The following is a 16,901-nucleotide window of genomic DNA, read 5'->3' as shown; positions in this document are numbered from 1 at the left end:
CTGTCGGCCCGCCCGATCCCTCGACTCAGAAGTGTGCCTCCGCCCAGGTGGCCAGCTCGGCCCTGGCCGCGCTGAGCAGGCTCGCCGATGGCGCCGTTGCCCCATTGGTCACCAGCGCGTAGTGCAGGACGCCGGAGTCCGAGTCGGTGAGCAGGAGGCGCCGGCTGCCCGTGCCGCCCGGCTCGGGAGCCGCCGCGACCGGTGTCGAGGTCGCGTACGCCGGCGGGCCGTAGACCGTGCCGAGGTCGGAGACGACGGTGGTCGTCGCGGTCGGGAACGAGGCGGGCAGGTGCAGTTCGGTGGGTGCCGTGCCACTGCCCGACTTCCACACGAGCAGCCCGTACTGGCCGGAGCCGACCAGCTGGGACACGTTCGGCAGTGAACTCGGCACCGGGTTCCAGGTCAGGGTCGTGGAACCGTCGCGTGACCGGTCCTCGTAGGTGAAGGCGAGCGTCGTACCGGCCGTCGCGCTCGGATAGACGCGGTCGAGGAGCCGGGCGTCCTGACGGAGAGTCACCGCGCCGGAGTCGTCCAGCTTCACGACGGAGAGGTCCTCGTCGTTCCAGGCGTCGCCCGACGTCTTGACCTTGTCGGGGTTGTCGTTCATCAGCTCATGGTGGCGGCCGTTGTAGATGTCCCACTGCCACTGGTTGCCGGAGAGGACCGGGCCGGAGGAGGCCGGGCTCGACCACCAGCCCGAACCCGGCAGCCGGGAGTCGAGGGCCTGGTACATCGCCTTGTCGACCGTGGGGGCCTTGCCCGCCACTGATCCGGACAGGGGATGGCCGAACTCGCTGACCACGGCGGCCGTCCCGGCGGCGGACGCCCGGTCGCGGATGGTGCCGAAGTCCTTCGCGTACTGCCCGTCGGACGCGTTGCCCCACATGAAGATGCCGGAGATGGCCTTCTGGTCGTAGAAGTGGGTGTTGAAGACGTAGCGCGGGCCGAGCGTGCCGGCGTCCAGCAGTCCGCCCTCCTGCTTCTGGGAGTCGATGTTGGCGTTCCAGAAGAGGTTCGGTTCGACGAAGGCCGGTTTGTCCTGCCAGCCTGCCGCGTCCATCCGGGCCCGGAACTTCTGGTAGAAGGGCCACAGCAGACTCTGCTCCCAACTCCGGCTGCTCTGCCCGGAGTCGTAGCTGCCCGCGAAGGGCTCGTTGTACGGGTCGAAGCCGACGACGCCCGCGAACTCCGCGTCACTCAGGTGCTGTTCGACGTAGGCCATGGTCTTCTGGGCGGTGGCGAGGAAGGCGTCCTGCAGGCCGTGGTTGTTGTGCCAGAAGTCGTACTGCGCCTTGGTCACGGCCTGGTTCTGGGTGATGTTCTGACCCCAGAAGAGGCAGATCCCGCACGACTCCTGCGGATAACCGCCCAGCGCCACGGCCCACTTGGGTGCGCCGTCGCCCGTGTACCAGCTGCCCGAGTTGAAGAGGTAGCGGGAGTAGAGGTCCTGGTGGAAGTCGGGATACACGCGGATGCCTGCATCGAGGAAGGCCTGCATCTGCGCGGTGACGGCGGCCAGGTAGGCGGTGTCGACCGTGCCGCGGGTGGGTTCTGCGCGCGCCCAGGACAGCAGGAAGCGGACCGAGTTGCCGCCGCCGAGGGCGCGCAGCGCGGTCGCGGACTTCTTCGCGTCGGCGACCGAGGCGAAGGGCAGGCCGCTGTTCTCCTCCAGCTTGGTCTCGCCGGAGACGTTGTAGCCGCGCAGCACGACCTCGCGGCCGTTGCCGTCGACGAATCTGCCGTTCTGCACCGTCAGAGGCGATGCGTCGAACCAGAGGGAGTCGGGAAGGGTCGCGGCGGTGGCGGAGGGTGCGCCCGCCACCGTCAGGGATCCGAAGAGGACAACCAGCACAAGGAGCAGACGTGTCCGGATATTCGGCATGTCCACTACAGTCCGGTGATTTCCGGACACCGTCAATACTTCTGACTCTTGAGTAAGTTTCAGGATTTTCGAGGAGCGTTCCTTCTCAGCCACCTCAGCCCGTCACGCGACGCGTCACGTTCAACAGGTACTCCTTGCGGTTGAGGGGGTTGTGGTCGGTGCGCGGACGTTCGGGAACCGTTCCGTAGGTGATCGGTGCGTAGTGGTCGAAGGCGCTCTCCAACTCGCCCTCGCCCCGCGTGAGTCCGGGCAGCCGCTGCTCCAGTTCGTGCACCCGGCCGGCCGGGACCGCACCCTCCAGAACGCAGGCGGCATCCTGCGTCCGAGTCGTCTGCGGCACGGCACGCAGGGCGGCCAGCACCGGCAGCAGGGCGCCGAGGGTGTCGGCCGGTGCTTCGAGGCGGAAGCGGTGCATCGGTTCGTGGACCCGGGTGCCCGCCCGGCGCAGCGCCTCGATGAGGACCAGCGGGGTCAGGCCGCGGAAGTCGTGGCCGGTGCTGGACATGCTCTTGTCGAAGCCCTGGTGGGCGTGGCTCTGCCGGGGCGAGTAGCCGGAGTGGGTCATGGTGACCGTGCAGTCGGTGACCTGCCAGCCGTGCAGGCCCTGCCCGAGGGTTTCGCGAACCGTGTCCTCGACGGCCTTGAAGAAGGCGTAGGGCATGGCGCCGAGCTCCACCTCCAGCCGGAACTGCACGCCGGAGCCGACCGGTGCGGGGTCGACGCGCAGCCCGACGGTGGCCAGGAACGGGTTCGGGTCCTTCTTGTTGAACTCGACCGCCGCTCCCGGCCCGGCCGGCCGCTCGATGCAGATGACGGTGGTCTCCCGGAAGGTGACGTCGAGCCCGAACTCCTCGGCGAGCGTGGCCTGGACGACCTCCTTCTGGACCTCGCCGTAGAGGGACACGGAGGTCTCCTGGCGCACCTCGTCGTGGCGCAGGTCGATCAGCGGGTCCTGTTCGGCGAGTTGGGTGAGCGCCAGATGCAGCTTGCGGGTGTCCACGCCCGGGCCCGGGACGACCACCGTCTCCAGCGTGGGCGGGGCGAAGAAGTGCTCGTAGGCCTTGCGGGGTTCGCCGAGCGCGTCGCCGGTCCTGATGTCGGTCAGGCCCCAGAGTCTGGCGATCCGTCCGGCGGGGACGCCGTCCGCCCGGACGTCGGTACCGTGGTCGAAGACACTGATCGCGGTGACCCTTCCCTCCGTGCGCGTCTCGCCGAAGGGGATCCGGTCGCGGGTGCGCAGGGTGCCGGAGAACATGCGGGCGTACGCCACCTTCTCCCCCGCCGGGCCTCGCTCGACCTTGAAGACGGTGCCCGAGACCGGCCCCTCGGGATCGCCGTCGGCCGGCGGCAGAAGCTCTTTGATACCGGTGACCAGGGCGTTCACGCCTGCGCCGGTGATGGCCGAACCGAAGTGGACGGGGTGGACGAGGGCCTGGCCCGTCTGGGTGGTGAGGGCCGCCCGGAGGGTTACATGGGACATGTCACCGCCCTCCACCCAGGCGGCGAGCAGCCCGTCGTCATGGTCCGCCAGGACGTCGAGCGCGGCCTCAGGGAGTCCCGGCACGAACTGGGCAGCGGGCGTGCCGAGTCCGCCGACCGTCCCCATCGGCACGACCGCCGGCGTGAGCCGCTCGCGGATCTCCCGCAGTACGCCGTCGTATCGCGCCCCGCGGCGGTCGATCTTGTTCACGAACAGGAGGGTCGGGATGCGCAGCCGCTGCAGCGTCCGCATCAGGACGCGCGTCTGCGCCTGGACGCCCTCGACGGCCGAGACGACGAGGACCGCGCCGTCGAGCACTCCGAGCACCCGCTCCACCTCGGCGATGAAGTCCGGGTGGCCGGGGGTGTCGATGAGGTTGACCGTCACGTCGTCGATCGCGAACGAGACGACGGCGGACTTGATGGTGATGCCGCGCTGCCGCTCCAGCGCGAGGGTGTCAGTGCGGGTGTTCCCGTCGTCGACACGGCCGGGCTCGTCGATCACGCCGACCGAGTGCAGCAGCCGCTCGGTCAGGCTGGTCTTACCTGCGTCGACGTGCGCGAGGATGCCAAGGTTGAGCAAGTGCACGAAGCGTCATGTCCTTCGAAGAGTGGGTCATTCCTTCCTGGGCGGACATGAACGGTGCTCGCATTGCTTCTCCTGGGCGGTGCGGTGACACGACCCATGAAGTGCACCAGTACGGGCGTCCCGGCGGCAACGGATTAACGCTCAACGAATGGCTTCTCGTCCCCGCCCCCTCTGGAAGCAGCACGTCCTCGGTCGTCTCCGCCCCTGTGGCCGCCGGGATGGCGGCGGCGCTGCCGAGCGTGGACGCTTTCGTCGAGGGGCACAGTCTGGCCGCGCTGGAGCGTCCGGCGGCAGCGGTGGTGTGCGGGGCCGGCCCGGCGCCCGTGGAAGGAGCGGATCGTGCGTGAGATTCTCCCGACGCTGAGCGAGTGGTACGCGGCCCGGGTGCCGTTCGGCCTTGCGACCGTCGTCGCCGTGAGCCGCAGCGCACCGCGTGATCCCGGTGCGGCCATGGCCGTGGGGCCCGGTGACGAAGTCGTGGGCAGCGTGTCCGGGGGCTGCGTGGAGGGCGCGGTGTTCGAGCTCGCCCGGGAGGTCGTCGAGACCGGCGAGGCACGCCTGGAGACCTTCGGCTACAGCGACGAGGACGCGTTCGCGGTCGGGCTCACCTGCGGCGGTGAGGTCACGCTGCTGGTGCGGCCCGTCACGCACGAGACCGACCCGGGGTTCGCCGCGGTCGCGCGGTCCGTGGCCGAGGGCCGTCCGGTGACCGTGGCGACGGTGACGGACGGACCGGCGACGATCGGGGCCACCCTAGCGGTCTGGCCGGACGAGGTGTCCGGGACGCTGGGCACGGCCGGGCTGGACGTCGCCGTCACCGCCGACGCGCGTGGTGAACTCGCCCTGGGGGCCACCGGGTTGCGTCACTACGGCCCGCACGGCGAGCGCCGCGAGGACGCGGTCACGGTCTTCCTGCACTCCTTCGCCCCGCCGCCGCGCATGCTGGTCTTCGGCGCCATCGACTACGCGGCCGCGGTCGCCCGCATCGGCAGCTTCCTCGGCTACCGGGTCACCGTGTGCGACGCCCGCCCGGTGTTCGCCACGCCCAAACGCTTCCCGGACGCCGTCGAGGTGGTCGTCGACTGGCCGCACCGCTATCTGCGGGGCACCGACACCGATGAACGCACGGTGATCTGCGTTCTCACCCACGACCCCAAGTTCGATGTGCCGCTGCTGGAGGAGGCACTGCGCCGGCCGGCTGCCTACATCGGGGCGATGGGCAGCCGCCGCACCCACGACGACCGCATGAAACGCCTGGTCGACGCCGGGCTCACCGAGGGCGAACTGTCCCGGCTGCGCTCCCCCGTCGGCCTCGACCTGGGTGCCCGTACGCCCGAGGAGGTCGCCGTGTCCGTCGCCGCCGAGATCGTCGCGCTGCGCTGGGGCGGCAGCGGCGCCCCGCTGACGGCCACCGGAGGGGCCATTCATCCGTCGACGTGACGCCCGCTGGAGGAAGCCATGGAGCTGCACCACGAGTGCACCGTGCCGGTCCCGGTGGACGACGCCTGGCGAACGCTCCTCGACATCGAGCGGGTCGCCCCGTGCAGGCCTGGGGCGATGGTCGAGGAGTACAGAGGGGAAACCGTCACCGGCTCGGTGGAGGTGAAGGGGCCCGATCAACGTGCCGTACGAGGGCACCTCCGTCTTCGAGGAGCAGGACGGGGCGGCGCACCGCACGGTGCTGATCGCCGACGGCAGGGAGACCCGCGGCCGGAGCACCGCACACGCCACGGCGACCGGCACTCTGAGCGATCGCGACGGCGGTACGGCGATGTCGGTCCGGTCCGATCTGAGGGTGACCGGGCGTGCGGCGCAGTCCCGGCGGGGTGCGATGGCGGAAGTTGAAGTGGGCGACCTGGTCGTCGGCCGGTTCGCTCAGTGTGGCGGTGGCTGTCCCTGCGGCCGTCGTGTTCGCGCGGGTACGGCGGTGGCGGCGCGGTTGATCCCCCGTCCCCTCAGCCCGCGTCGCTCCGGTAGTCCGCCAGGATGGCCTCCAGGTGCTTCAGGGCTGCCGTGATCCGGGCCGGACAGTCCCGGAAGAAGGGGTCGTCGGGTACCGGGAGCGATCCCGCGAGGGCCCAGCCGCGGCCCCGCGCCCAGGTCGCGTCGTCGGCGCCGACCGCCTCGCGGAAGACGTCCCGTGCCCGCGCGGGCAGGAACTTCCAGGCGGGCACCAGGTCCACGGCGGGGTCGGCCACGGCCAGCGTGCCGAAGTCGATGACGGCGCTCAGCCGGCCGTTCCGCGTCAGGAGGTTGCCCGCGTCGAGGTCGCCGTGGATCCACACCGGCGGCTTCTCCCAGGCGGGCGCGGTGAGAGCCGCCTCCCACACCTCCGTCACCGCGTCGACGTCGACGAGGCCAGCGTGCTTCAGCGCCTCGAGCTTGGGCCGCACACGTGCCTCCGCGGCCACGGAGTCACGTTCGTCGCCGAGCGGCACACCGCGGAAGGCGTTGCTCTGCTCGGGGCCGGGGCCGCCGGTGGGGTCGGCGGCCTGCAGGGCGGTGATGAATTCGGCGAGGTCGAGGGCGGTGCCGACCGGGTCGACCAGCGCTTCGGTGGCCGCTGTCTCGCCGTCCAGCCACCGGTACACGGACCACGGGTAGGGGTAGCCCTCGCCGGGCTCCCCCATCGCCAGGGGCTCGGGCACGGCCAGCGGGAGGTAGGGGGCGAGGCGGGGCAGCCAGCGGTGCTCGCGCTCCACCTGGCCGGCCCAGTGCGCGTAACGCGGTAGACGTACGGACAGCTCGTCGCCGAGCCGGAAGGTGGCGTTGTCCATGCCGGACTGCGGCACCGGGACCACCGGCAGATGGGCCCATTGCGGGAACTGCGCAACGAGCAGACGGCGTACGAGAGTTGCGTCGATCAGCACGCCGTCCATCTCAGCGGAGGGACGGCTGGACGTCCATCGGATTTCGGCGGGTGGGGTGCCGTCCGGGCAGGCGGCGCCCGATGGGGCATGCACGCTTCCGCGACACAGCACCTGTGCTTCCACGAACGGCCGCTCACGTCACCTCTCGCCGCCCGGAAGCAGGGCGCCCGGCAGCACCAGCAGGGCGAGCACCGCAGCGGCCGCGTAGAGGCCCGCGGCTCCGAGGGCGACGGCGTGGAAGCCCCGTACGAAACGTGTCTCGTCACCAGGCTGTCCGGCGACCGCGCCCGCCACCGCGATGCCTATCGCACCGCCTGTCTGACGTGCGGTGTTGTTCGTCGCGGAGGCCAGCCCCGACCGTTCGGCCGGGACGGCCGCGATGGCCGCGGCGACGACCGCGGGGGTCAGCAAGCCCATGCCGATACCCCACAGCAGGAACGCGGGCAGCAGGACGAGATACGGGGAGTGCGGTGCGGCCAGGGCGAGGAGGGCGAGCCCGGCCGTGGCGACGAGCAGACCGGCGGCGGCCGGAAGCCGCGCCCCGATCCGGCTGGTGATCCGCCCGCCGAAGGGTGCGATGACGGCCAGCGGGGCGAACAGCGGTATCACGGCGGCGCCCGCGAGCAGCGCGGAGCGGTCCTGGACCGACTGCAGGAACAACATGAGCACGAACAGCGTGCCGAGCGTGCCCATGTTCATGATCCCGGCCACCACGTTCGCCGCGTCGAAGGCGGGTCGCCGCAGCAGCGGAACGGGCAGCATCGCCTCGTCCCCGCGGCGCAGTTCGACCACGGCCAGTGCCGGCACGGTCAGGACGGCGAGCGCCGCGGCCACGAGCACCTGCGGGGCATCGGCGCCGGCGCGTCCGCCCTCGATGAAGGCGTATGTCGTCGCCAGGAGCAGCAGGCTGCCGAGCAGCAGTCCGGGCACGTCCAGGCGCCGGGCCTGCTCTTCCCTGCTCTCCCGCACGATCGCGGCGGACCACACGAGGGCGACCAGCACGATCGGCACGTTCAGCAGGAAGATCGCCCGCCAGCCGAGGGTTTCGGTGAGGGCGCCGCCGAGCAGTGGGCCCGCGGGCAGCGCCAGGCTGCCTGTGCCGGCCCAGACGCCGATGGCACGGGCACGTGCCGCGTCGTCGGGGAAGGCGCGGCTGATGATGGCCAGGGTGCCCGGCAGCAGCAGCGCCGCGCCTACGCCCTGGACCACCCGGGCGGCGACCAGGGCGGGGACACCGGGGGCGAGTCCGCAGGCCAGCGAGCCGGCGCCGAAGACGACGAGTCCGGCGAGGACCACGCGCCGGTGCCCGTACAGGTCCCCGGCCGTCCCGCTGGTCAGCATGAGGGCGGCGAGCGCCAGCGCATAGCCGTCCACCACCCACTGCAGGCCGCCGATGTCGGTGTCGAGGCCCGAACCGATGCCGGGCAGTGCCACGTTGACGATGGTGACGTCGAGCAGCACCAGGAAGTAGCCGGTGCACATCACGAACAGGACGGTGCGCGGCGAGCCCTCGTGCCGTGCGGGGCTCACCGCGCGCCGCAGGAGCGTTGCCGGTGATCCAGTCATGGTTCCTTGGTAACAGGAGGGTCTGACAACGCCGCCGGATGCCGGATGCTCGTGAACGGCCGCCGCTGCCGGGTGCCCCGCCCTGTTGTCCCGAAACCGGTGTCTACCTCGGGGGCAGGCGGTGCAGTTCCACGTCCGTGAGGAGGCCGTCGGCCACGGTGGCGGTCATGTAGGTGCAGTGGGGCTGGCGGCGCCGGTCGGTCGGGGAGCCGGGGTTGAGCAGGCGCAGGCCGCCGGGGGCGGTCGTGTCCCAGGGGATGTGGCTGTGCCCGAAGACCAGCACGTCGACGTCGGGGAACCGGGCGGCACAGCGCGCTTCCCGGCCCTGTGCCGGGCCCGTCTCGTGCACGACGGCGAAGCGCACTCCGCCGAGCTCGGCGTACGCCACTTCGGGCAGCCGGGCTCGCAGCTCCGGTCCGTCGTTGTTGCCGTACACGCCGACGACCCTGCGGCAGCGGGCCTCCAGCAGGTCGAGGGTGGCGGTGTCCACCCAGTCCCCGGCGTGGACCACGACGTCGGCGCGCGGGAGTTCGGCCAGGAGCGGCTCGGGCAGTTGCTTGGCCCGTTTGGGGAGGTGGGTGTCGGTGGTCAGCAGAAGGCGCACGCGCTCAGCCTAGATACGGCGGAGGCGGCATGGCGTGAGCGGGCAGCTCGTGGTCGGCACGGTGGTTGTCCCGGCCGCCGAGCCAATCCATCGGGCTTGGAACGAGCACGGTTCACCGTCACGGCAACCCGATTCGCCGTCACGGCAACCCGATCTACAGGAAAACTGTTCAGTCTGGACTGGACAGTTTCACCTTACGGTTTTAGGGTCGGGGCATGGATGCACAGACCACCGGCCCCTCCGAGGGCATCGGCGAGTCCGCCGCCCGTGCGGCGCGTGATCTGCGGGTGGTGGTCAGCCGTCTGCGGCGCCGCATCAGGGAGGTCGCCGAGGACGACGAGCTCACGCCGCCCCAGGTCTCCGCGCTCACCCTGGTGGCGAAGCACGGCGCCGCGACGGCCAGTGCGCTGGCCACGGCGGAGGGTGTGCGGCCGCAGTCGATGGCGACCACGCTCGCCGCGCTGGACCGGCAGGGGCTGATCAGGCGCAGTCCCGACCCCGACGACGGCCGCCGCCAACTGGTCACCCTGACCGAGGCGGGCCGTCTGCGCGTCGAGGGTGACCGGCAGGCCCGTGAGGAATGGCTGGCCCGGGCGTTGCAGGACCGCTACACCGAGGACGAACGGCGGACGGTCCTCGCGGGACTGGCGCTGCTGGAACGGCTCACGCAGCCGTGATACGTCGACTCTCCGGCATCGGGGGCGGCGCGCGGACCGCCCGACCCTCCCCCACCGGGTTCGACCGGCGGCTGATCGCGCCGATGCTGTTCGGTTCGGTGCTCAACCCGGTCAACTCCTCGATGATCGCGGTGGCGTTGGTGCCGATCGGCGTCGCCTTCGGTGCGCCGCCGGCCGAGACGGTGTGGCTGGTGTCCGCCCTCTACCTGGCCACAGCGGTGGGACAGCCGGTCGTCGGGCGGCTCGTGGACATGTACGGGCCGCGTCGCCTGTATCTGATCGGTACGGGTCTGGTGGGCATCGCCGGGCTCCTCGGCGCGTTCGCCCCCTCGCTCGGCGCGCTGATCGGTGCGCGCGTGCTGCTCGGCTTCGGGACCTCGGCCGCTTATCCGGCGGCCATGCAGCTGACCCGCAGCGAGGCCGAGCGCACCGGCCAGGACAGCCCGGCGGGGGTGCTGACCGCGCTCGCCATGGCCAATCAGGTCGTGGCCGTGATCGGTCCCGCCCTCGGCGGTCTGCTGATCGGCCTCGGGGGCTGGCGGGCCGTCTTCACCGTCAACGTGCCGCTGTCGGTGGTCTGTCTGGCCCTGGGGATGCGCCGACTGCCGAGGACGCCCGGGCGACCGACGGGCCGGGGAAACGGTGTCGACCTGCCCGGCATGGCGCTGTTCGCGGTCACGCTGGTCTCGCTGATGGTCTTCCTGACGGGCCTCAGGCTCGATCGGTGGTATCTGCCGGTGCTGTCCGCCGTGGCCGCGGCGGGTTTCGCGGTGCGGGAGCTGCGGGTGCCCGACCCGTTCGTCGACCTGCGCGTCCTCGGCGGCAACGTTCCGCTGATCGTCACGTATGTGCGCCAATGGCTCGGCTACACGACCTCGTACGCCTTCATGTACGGCTTCACCCAGTGGCTGGAGGAGGGGCGCGGTCTGCCCGCCGCGACGGCGGGAGTGGTGCTGCTGTCGCTGTCGGCCACCGGGCTCGCCGTCTCCGCCGTCACCGGACGCCGGGAGGCCGTACGGACCAAGCTCGTCGTCGGCAGCCTTATGCAGATGGCCGGCTGCGCCGCGCTGCTGCTGGTCGGCGCCGGAACCCCGATGTGGGCGCTGGTCCTGGTCGGAGCAGTGATGGGCGTGCCGCAGGGCCTCCTCGGTCTTGCCATCCAGAACGCCCTGTACCGCCAGGCCGAGCCGGCCCGCACCGCCTCGGCCGCCGGGCTGCTGCGCACCTTCGGCTACCTCGGCGCGCTGGCCGCGTCCGCCGCCGCCGCGGCCTTCTTCCCGCACCGCGCCGACACCTCCGGGATGCACGACCTGGCGCTGTTCATGCTCGCCGGATCGGCGCTGCTCCTGGCGTCCGCTCTCCCCGACCGTTCACTCGACACCCTCGTACCGCAACGAAAGGCCTGATCCCATGACCGTCACCGCCCTCGACCCGCGCACCGCCCTCGTGGTGATCGACCTCCAGGCCGGCATCGTCGCCGCGCCCGTCCAGCCGCACAGCGGCGCCGACGTCGTCACCCGTACGGTGGAACTCGCCGACGCCTTCCGCGCTCGGGGTCTGCCCGTGGTGCTGGTCCGGGTCTCGTTCGCCGCCGACGGGGCGGACACGGTGCCCGGCCGCACCGAGGTCTCCCGCCCGGGCGGCGCCTTCCAGGAGGGCTGGGACGTCGTGGTCGCCGAACTGGCCGGTCACCCCGGCGACATCACCGTCACGAAGCGTAACTGGGGTGCCTTCCACGGCACCGGTCTCGATGTCCAGCTGCGCCGCCGCGGTGTCACTCAGATCGTGCTGACGGGCATCGCCACCAGCATCGGCGTGGAGTCCACCGCCCGCGCGGCGTACGAGCACGGCTACCACGTCACCCTCGCCACCGACGCCATGAGCGACCTGGACCCGGAGGCCCACCGGAACAGCGTCGAGCGGATCTTCCCGCGGCTGGGCGAGACGGGCACCACCGCCGAGATCCTGGAACTGCTGGCCAAGACGCACGCCTGACCGGCTCGCGCAAACGATCTGCAGACAGGCTCGCAGTGGGACGAAACCCAGGGCGGAGATAGCATCTGGCCACCCGTACCCACACTTTCGGCGAGCGACCCGAGGGGGCTCGGAAGCCCGATGCCGGTCAAGGTCAGCGTCATCGTCCCCGTCTACAACCCGGGGCCCTACATCGAGGACTGCATCACCTCGTTGCTGAAGCAGTCACTGCCACCCGACGAGTACGAAGTGATCTTCGTTGACGACGGTTCCACCGACCAGACCCCGGCCCGGCTCGATGCGCTTGCCGCAGAGGAGCCCCGCGTCCGGGTGATCCACCAGGAGAACTCCGGCTGGTCGGGCAAGCCCCGCAACGTCGGCATCGCCGCCTCCCGGGGCGAGTACGTGATGTTCGTCGACAACGACGACCGCCTCGGCGACGAGGCCCTGGAGCGGATGTACGGCTACGGCGTGGCCAACGGCGCCGACGTCGTCGTCGGCAAGATGGCCGGCCAGGGCCGCGGCGTGCCGGTGGAGCTGTTCCGCCGCAACCGGCCGCGGGCCAGTGTGCGGGACGCCCCGCTCATCGACAGCCTCACCCCGCACAAGATGTTCCGCCGGGCCTTCCTGGACGAGATCGGCCTGCGCTTCCCCGAGGGCAGACGGCGCCTGGAGGACCACGTCTTCGTGACGGAGGCGTATCTGCGCGCGGCCAACGTGTCCGTCATCGGCGACTACGTCTGCTACTACCACCTCCGGCGCGACGACTCCTCCAACGCGGGGTTCCAGGAGTTCGACCCGGTCGGGTACTTCAAGAACCTGCAGGAGGCGCTGGACGTCGTCGACCAGTACACCGAGCCGGGCGCGGTGCGCGACAGCCTCCACCGCCGCTGGCTGCGGGTGGAGATGGTGGAGCGGCTGCGCGGCAGCCGTCTCCTCGCCAAGCCGGACGACTACCGGCGCAAACAGTTCGAGGAGATCCGCCAGGTCGTCGTCGAGCGCTTCGGCCCCGGGGTCGCCGTCGGACTGCAGCCGACGCAGCAGGTCGTGGCCGCGCTCGTCGCCGCCGACCGGTATGACGACGTGGTGGCCTTCGCCGAGTGGGAGACCGGGCTCGGCCTCTCGGCCCGGCCCGGGACCGTCGAGTGGCAGGGCGGCAGGCTGCGCTTCGATTTCGCCGCCGAGCTCACGGCGGGCGGTAAGCCCCTGACGTTCCCCGGCGGCGGGGTCCGCACCCCGCTGGACGGCCCGCCGAAGGACCTCGACGAGGCGATCGCGTGGGTGGGCGCCGACACCGTGGCCCGGTTCGGTCGGGCCACCGTGGACCTGCTGGTGCGCGAACGCTCCAGCGCCGCCCAGTACTTCCAGCCCGTCGAGGTCACCCGGGAGATCGTGCCGGTCGAGGACAGCGGGCAGGTGCGGCTCGTGCTGCGCGCGACGGCCACCGTCGACCCGGCCGCCGCGGTGGACGGCGCGCCGCTGCGCGCCGGGCTGTGGGACACCTACGCCCGCGTCAAGCTGGGCGGATGGAGCAAGACGTCCCGCGTGGGCCCGGGCCCGCGCAAGGCCCGTGCCGCCACGTCCGCGGCGGTCGTGGGCGGGCGGGTGGTCCTGCCGTACTGGACCGACCAGCACGGCAATCTGTCCCTGGACGTCGACCGGGCCAACCAGCGCCTCGGCCTCGGCCGGCTCGATCCGGACGCCGTGGGTGTCTCCGGGGGCCGGCTGCGCGTGCCCCTGCCGCTGCACGTCCCTGCCGAGACGGCCGTACTGCTGCGGCTGACCTCGCCCGACAGGTCGGTGGACGTGCCCGGCACGCTGTCCCCGGCCGGGGACGGGGCCCTGCTGGAGGCCGCCCCGACCGTCGCCGATCTCAGCGGCGCGACCTGGCGGACCGCCCTGTGCGCGGCCCCCGACGCCGCCGAGCCGCGCTTCCTCCCGCTGCCGCTCGCCCTGCACGCGGACGCGAACTCCATCAAGGTGGTACGGACTCCCAGGCCCTCGGCGGTACGGCGACTGGCCCGCAGGGCGCGGCGTGCGCTGGCCGCGGTCCTCAGACGGCGTGCGGCATCCCGGGCGGGAAAGGCGTGAAAGGGAGCGCTCCCTGGGCATAGCGGGCGCGTGAGCACGGCGTGCACCCCAGGCGTGCAGGCGCCGTCGTCGGCAGAGGCCCGGCGGACCGGGCTCCTGCCGTCGTACGACGCCTGCACCTCCCCGTTACGAGGAGTTTCTGCGCGGCCGGCAGTTCAGCGGCCGGCCGTCAGGCTCTCCAGGGCCGAGCGCAGCGGCTGCCAGCCGCGCGAGCGGCTGAGGCCGCGGTTGCGCGCACGGACCAGAGGCCGCCAGAAGTCGGCTCCCAGCAGGGCCTCGGGCGTGACCGCCTTCACCCGCTCCAGGACCGTCTCGGGCACCTTCTGGGGGTCGGGCACCTGGAACTCGGCGATGATCTCGTCGTACTTGTCCTTCAGCACCGTGTTCTGGTGGTCGGCGCCGAAGACCACCAGCTGGCCGGTGGGCTGGGTGTCGACGAGGACGGTCACGAGATCCGGCCGGTAGCGGTTCAGGATCTCGATGAGCTTGTAGACGTCGCCGGTCCAGGCGTCGGTGTGCCGGTCGCGGGCGGCCTCGTCGATGCTGCGCGGCAGCATGTCGTCGAAGACGATCACGCTCGACCAGTCCGAGTGCTTCTCGATGTTGATGAAGTCCCGCAGCGCGTACTCGAACAGGTGCATGCCGTCGATGAACGCGAGGTCGAGCGTGGTGCGCCGCCAGTAACCGATCGGGCTGCGGCCCCGGCGCAGGTTGCGCACGGGGTGGCGGCCGCCCTTGAGGTGGCCGAGGGGGTTGTCACGGGCGAAGAAGTCGTCGCTGGTGGCCTTCACCAGGTGGACGTCGCAGCGGATCTCCGTGACCACCTTGAACGCGGGGTCGACCGCGATGCTGGGGACGCGGGACAGCGTGAGACTGCGGCCGTCGTTGACTCCGATCTCCAGGTAGTTGCGGTTCGCGGTGGCCTTGTGCAGACCCCGCAGGAATTCATGGCGTTTCACGAAGAGGACTCCTTGCGGATAAAGGGGAATGCTTCATGCAGGGCGGATCGCCGGTCGCGCGGCGCCGGCAGACCCAGCCTCTGCCGACGACCGTGGGCGAGGGCGCTGTACGCGGGGCGGGGAGCGAGCCGCGGGAAGGCCCCGCTACTCACTCGCCGCGCCCGGTCCGGGTCCGCGCCGAGGCGGGCGCAGACCTCTCGGACCGACTCGTACCAGGAGGTGTCACCACGGCCGGCGGCATGGAGGACACCGCTCGCACCCCGGCCCGGGTGCGGGCCGAGGTCGACGGGACGTGCGGCGACGTCCGCGCTCCACGTGGGCTGCCCGCGCTGGTCGTCGACGACGTCGAGGGTGTCGTGGCGGGACTCCAGGTCGATCATCGTGCGGACGAAACTACGCCCGTGAACGCCGTAGAGCCAAGCGGTTCGCACGATTGCGCTCGATGTGGGAGGCTCCTCCGCCACCGGCGAACCGGGTGCGGCCGCACGCCTTGCTCGGGACGGTGCATGATCTCCGGGATACGGGGTAGGCGCATCGCCCGCCGAAGACGTGGTCGGCGCAGAGATGGATCAGGCGGACGCCGTGTGTGCCGTGCAGGCCCTGGCGGGATCGCGAGCGCATCGCCGTTGATCCGGTTCGGCCAACGCCCGCTGGACGGGGTCCTGTTGGGCGATGAAGAGGCCCCCGCTCCGGCTTCTCTTCCAGGCCCACGGTCTGGCCGGGGAGTTGCCATGGGGGGACGAGCTGCTTGGCTGAAGTTGAGACTATGCGCTGGTGCGGGTGGGCGTGCCGGTGGTCAGTCCTCGCCCCGCACGATGTTGCCCTCCGGGCCGGGCTGGTCCGTTCGGGTGGTGCCCTGCTCGAGAACCGCCGGAATACAGGTGCGCAGAACGCCCTTGCCCCGCAGCCGCCGGGCCCTCGCCCAACCGGTCTCCGGTCGACGGATCGCAAGCTTGTCTGTGGTGTGCGGCGTCACGGCGGTTCATCTTCCTTCTGCTTCAGTGGCTGTCGACCGGGTCCCCTTCGGCGGCCCGGTCAAACGCCGCATCCGCCCCACGGAACCTGCCGCGGGCAAGCCCCACTTCGGCGCCCTTTCGGCACTCAGGCAGTGCCCAGCGCCCCGCGAAGGAGGCTGACAGCCTGGCTGATGGCGGCCTCCGCGGCATGGGTCTCGCGCAGGGCGTTGAGCATCACGAAGTCGTGGATGATGCCCTGGTATCGGACCGCGGTGACCGGGACGCCCGCCTCGCGCAGCTTGTTCGCGTAGGCCTCGCCCTCGTCGCGCAGCACGTCGGCCTCACCGGTGATGACGAGGGCGGGCGGCAGACCGGTGAGCTGCTCGGTGGAGGCCCGCAGCGGGGAGGCGGTGATCTGGGCGCGCTCCGCCTCGTTTGTCGTGTACTGGTCCCAGAACCACTGCATGGCGTCGCGGCGCAGGAAGTAGCCCTCGGCGAACTGGTGGTAGGACGGCGTGTCGAAGCTCGCGTCGGTCACCGGGTAGAACAGCACCTGCGCCGCCGGCCGGACGTCGCCGCGCTCCTTGGCCATCAGCGTGAGGGCGGCGGCCATGTTGCCGCCGACGGAGTCGCCTGCCACCGCGAGGCGGGAGCCGTCCAGGCCCTGGGCGGCGCCCTGCTCGACGACCCACTTGGCCACCGCGTAGTTCTGCTCGATGGCGACCGGGTAGCGGGCCTCGGGCGAGAGGTCGTACTCGGGGAAGACGACCGCGGCGCCGGTGCCGACGGCGAGTTCGCGCACGAGCCGGTCATGGGTGTGGGCGTTGCCGAACACCCAGCCCGCGCCGTGGATGTAGACGATCACCGGTAGGACGCTGGTGGCCCCGGCGGGGCGGACGATGCGGGTGCGGACCTGGCCGGTGGGGCCGCCGGGCACGGCGATCCACTCCTCGTCGACTCCGGGCTTCTCGATGTCGCCGGACTGCACCTCGTCGACGGTCTTGCGGCCCTCGGCCGGGCCGAGGTCGAAGAGGTAGGGCGGGTTGGCGGTGGCCTCGACGAAGGCCTGGGCGGCGGGTTCGAGGACGGGGCGGGGTGCGGTGGTGCCGGTCATGACGGCCTCCTCGGATCGGGTGCCGCGGCCGCGGCACACAATGGAGAGTAGCGCGCGATTAAGTCGTGCACAACTAATATGGGCGCGACTTATTTGAGCCCGATACAATCGAACGGACCCGAACGACAGGCTGGTGATCG

The 16,901-nt window shown here is 71.5% G+C and carries 15 protein-coding genes; 6 read left to right on the top strand and 9 right to left on the bottom strand.

The window, feature by feature from the left end; all coding sequences use genetic code 11:
- Positions 1–25: 25 nt before the first annotated feature.
- A complete protein-coding gene (locus ACFY1E_RS39090; RefSeq protein ID WP_389085030.1) occupies positions 26–1,882 on the bottom strand; it encodes a cellulase family glycosylhydrolase in 1,857 nt (618 codons plus the stop codon).
- Positions 1,883–1,976: 94 nt separating this feature from the next.
- Positions 1,977–3,950, bottom strand: coding sequence for a GTP-binding protein (locus ACFY1E_RS39085; RefSeq protein ID WP_389085028.1), 1,974 nt, complete (start codon positions 3,948–3,950; stop codon positions 1,977–1,979).
- Between the two features lie 101 nt (positions 3,951–4,051).
- Here ACFY1E_RS39085 and ACFY1E_RS39080 point away from each other — a divergent pair, with 101 nt between their 5' ends.
- Both ACFY1E_RS39080 and ACFY1E_RS39075 read left to right on the top strand, forming a co-directional pair.
- Positions 4,052–4,297: a hypothetical protein gene (locus ACFY1E_RS39080; protein WP_389085026.1), complete on the top strand. Its 246-nt coding sequence runs from the start codon at positions 4,052–4,054 to the stop codon at positions 4,295–4,297.
- Positions 4,290–5,390 (top strand): XdhC family protein, encoded by a 1,101-nt coding sequence (locus tag ACFY1E_RS39075; RefSeq protein ID WP_389085024.1) that lies wholly within the window; start codon positions 4,290–4,292, stop codon positions 5,388–5,390. The genes ACFY1E_RS39080 and ACFY1E_RS39075 overlap by 8 nt, the downstream gene beginning before the upstream one ends.
- A 515-nt stretch (positions 5,391–5,905) precedes the next feature.
- Here the strand turns inward: ACFY1E_RS39075 and ACFY1E_RS39070 are convergent.
- The 3 genes from ACFY1E_RS39070 to ACFY1E_RS39060 all read right to left on the bottom strand — a co-directional run bounded on the left by ACFY1E_RS39070 (position 5,906) and on the right by ACFY1E_RS39060 (position 8,990).
- Positions 5,906–6,829, bottom strand: a complete 924-nt coding sequence (locus ACFY1E_RS39070; RefSeq protein ID WP_389085125.1) for an aminoglycoside phosphotransferase family protein — start codon at positions 6,827–6,829, stop codon at positions 5,906–5,908.
- Positions 6,830–6,958: 129 nt separating this feature from the next.
- Positions 6,959–8,386 (bottom strand): MFS transporter, encoded by a 1,428-nt coding sequence (locus tag ACFY1E_RS39065; protein WP_389085021.1) that lies wholly within the window; start codon positions 8,384–8,386, stop codon positions 6,959–6,961.
- A gap of 103 nt (positions 8,387–8,489) precedes the next feature.
- On the bottom strand, positions 8,490–8,990 hold the full coding sequence (locus tag ACFY1E_RS39060) for a metallophosphoesterase family protein (RefSeq protein WP_389085019.1): 501 nt from the start codon (positions 8,988–8,990) through the stop codon (positions 8,490–8,492).
- A 215-nt stretch (positions 8,991–9,205) separates the two neighbouring features.
- Here ACFY1E_RS39060 and ACFY1E_RS39055 point away from each other — a divergent pair, with 215 nt between their 5' ends.
- The 4 genes from ACFY1E_RS39055 to ACFY1E_RS39040 all read left to right on the top strand — a co-directional run bounded on the left by ACFY1E_RS39055 (position 9,206) and on the right by ACFY1E_RS39040 (position 13,732).
- On the top strand, positions 9,206–9,667 hold the full coding sequence (locus ACFY1E_RS39055; protein WP_389085016.1) for a MarR family transcriptional regulator: 462 nt from the start codon (positions 9,206–9,208) through the stop codon (positions 9,665–9,667).
- Positions 9,664–11,073: an MFS transporter gene (locus tag ACFY1E_RS39050; RefSeq protein ID WP_389085014.1), complete on the top strand. Its 1,410-nt coding sequence runs from the start codon at positions 9,664–9,666 to the stop codon at positions 11,071–11,073. The genes ACFY1E_RS39055 and ACFY1E_RS39050 overlap by 4 nt, the downstream gene beginning before the upstream one ends.
- Before the next feature lie 4 nt (positions 11,074–11,077).
- On the top strand, positions 11,078–11,662 hold the full coding sequence (locus ACFY1E_RS39045) for a hydrolase (protein ID WP_389085011.1): 585 nt from the start codon (positions 11,078–11,080) through the stop codon (positions 11,660–11,662).
- A 120-nt stretch (positions 11,663–11,782) separates the two neighbouring features.
- The gene (locus tag ACFY1E_RS39040; protein ID WP_389085009.1) at positions 11,783–13,732 is read left to right on the top strand and encodes a glycosyltransferase family 2 protein; all 1,950 of its coding nucleotides are present in this window, start codon (positions 11,783–11,785) and stop codon (positions 13,730–13,732) included.
- Between the two features lie 155 nt (positions 13,733–13,887).
- On the opposite strand, the gene ACFY1E_RS39035 is transcribed toward ACFY1E_RS39040, so the two are convergent.
- The 4 genes from ACFY1E_RS39035 to ACFY1E_RS39020 all read right to left on the bottom strand — a co-directional run bounded on the left by ACFY1E_RS39035 (position 13,888) and on the right by ACFY1E_RS39020 (position 16,761).
- Positions 13,888–14,691, bottom strand: a complete 804-nt coding sequence (locus ACFY1E_RS39035) for a class I SAM-dependent methyltransferase (RefSeq protein ID WP_389085007.1) — start codon at positions 14,689–14,691, stop codon at positions 13,888–13,890.
- Entirely contained in the window at positions 14,688–15,122 is a 435-nt protein-coding gene (locus ACFY1E_RS39030) for a sugar nucleotide-binding protein (protein ID WP_389085003.1), read from the bottom strand. The genes ACFY1E_RS39035 and ACFY1E_RS39030 overlap by 4 nt, the downstream gene beginning before the upstream one ends.
- Positions 15,123–15,487: 365 nt before the next feature.
- The gene (locus ACFY1E_RS39025) at positions 15,488–15,667 is read right to left on the bottom strand and encodes a hypothetical protein (protein WP_344401353.1); all 180 of its coding nucleotides are present in this window, start codon (positions 15,665–15,667) and stop codon (positions 15,488–15,490) included.
- 125 nt (positions 15,668–15,792) lie between these two features.
- The gene (locus tag ACFY1E_RS39020; protein WP_389085001.1) at positions 15,793–16,761 is read right to left on the bottom strand and encodes an alpha/beta hydrolase; all 969 of its coding nucleotides are present in this window, start codon (positions 16,759–16,761) and stop codon (positions 15,793–15,795) included.
- Between the last annotated feature and the right edge of the window lie 140 nt (positions 16,762–16,901).

This window comes from Streptomyces sp. NPDC001604, assembly GCF_042893475.1.
Taxonomy (GTDB): Bacteria; Actinomycetota; Actinomycetes; order Streptomycetales; family Streptomycetaceae; genus Streptomyces.
This window is presented reverse-complemented; position numbering and strand designations above follow the sequence as displayed.

Coding starts and splice junctions, on each gene's coding strand:
- ACFY1E_RS39090 (WP_389085030.1), bottom strand. CDS start 1,882: ATGCCGAATATCCGGACACGTCTGCTCCTTGTGCTGGTTGTCCTCTTC.
- ACFY1E_RS39045 (WP_389085011.1), top strand. CDS start 11,078: ATGACCGTCACCGCCCTCGACCCGCGCACCGCCCTCGTGGTGATCGAC.
- ACFY1E_RS39040 (WP_389085009.1), top strand. CDS start 11,783: ATGCCGGTCAAGGTCAGCGTCATCGTCCCCGTCTACAACCCGGGGCCC.
- ACFY1E_RS39065 (WP_389085021.1), bottom strand. CDS start 8,386: ATGACTGGATCACCGGCAACGCTCCTGCGGCGCGCGGTGAGCCCCGCA.
- ACFY1E_RS39020 (WP_389085001.1), bottom strand. CDS start 16,761: ATGACCGGCACCACCGCACCCCGCCCCGTCCTCGAACCCGCCGCCCAG.
- ACFY1E_RS39070 (WP_389085125.1), bottom strand. CDS start 6,829: ATGGACGGCGTGCTGATCGACGCAACTCTCGTACGCCGTCTGCTCGTT.
- ACFY1E_RS39055 (WP_389085016.1), top strand. CDS start 9,206: ATGGATGCACAGACCACCGGCCCCTCCGAGGGCATCGGCGAGTCCGCC.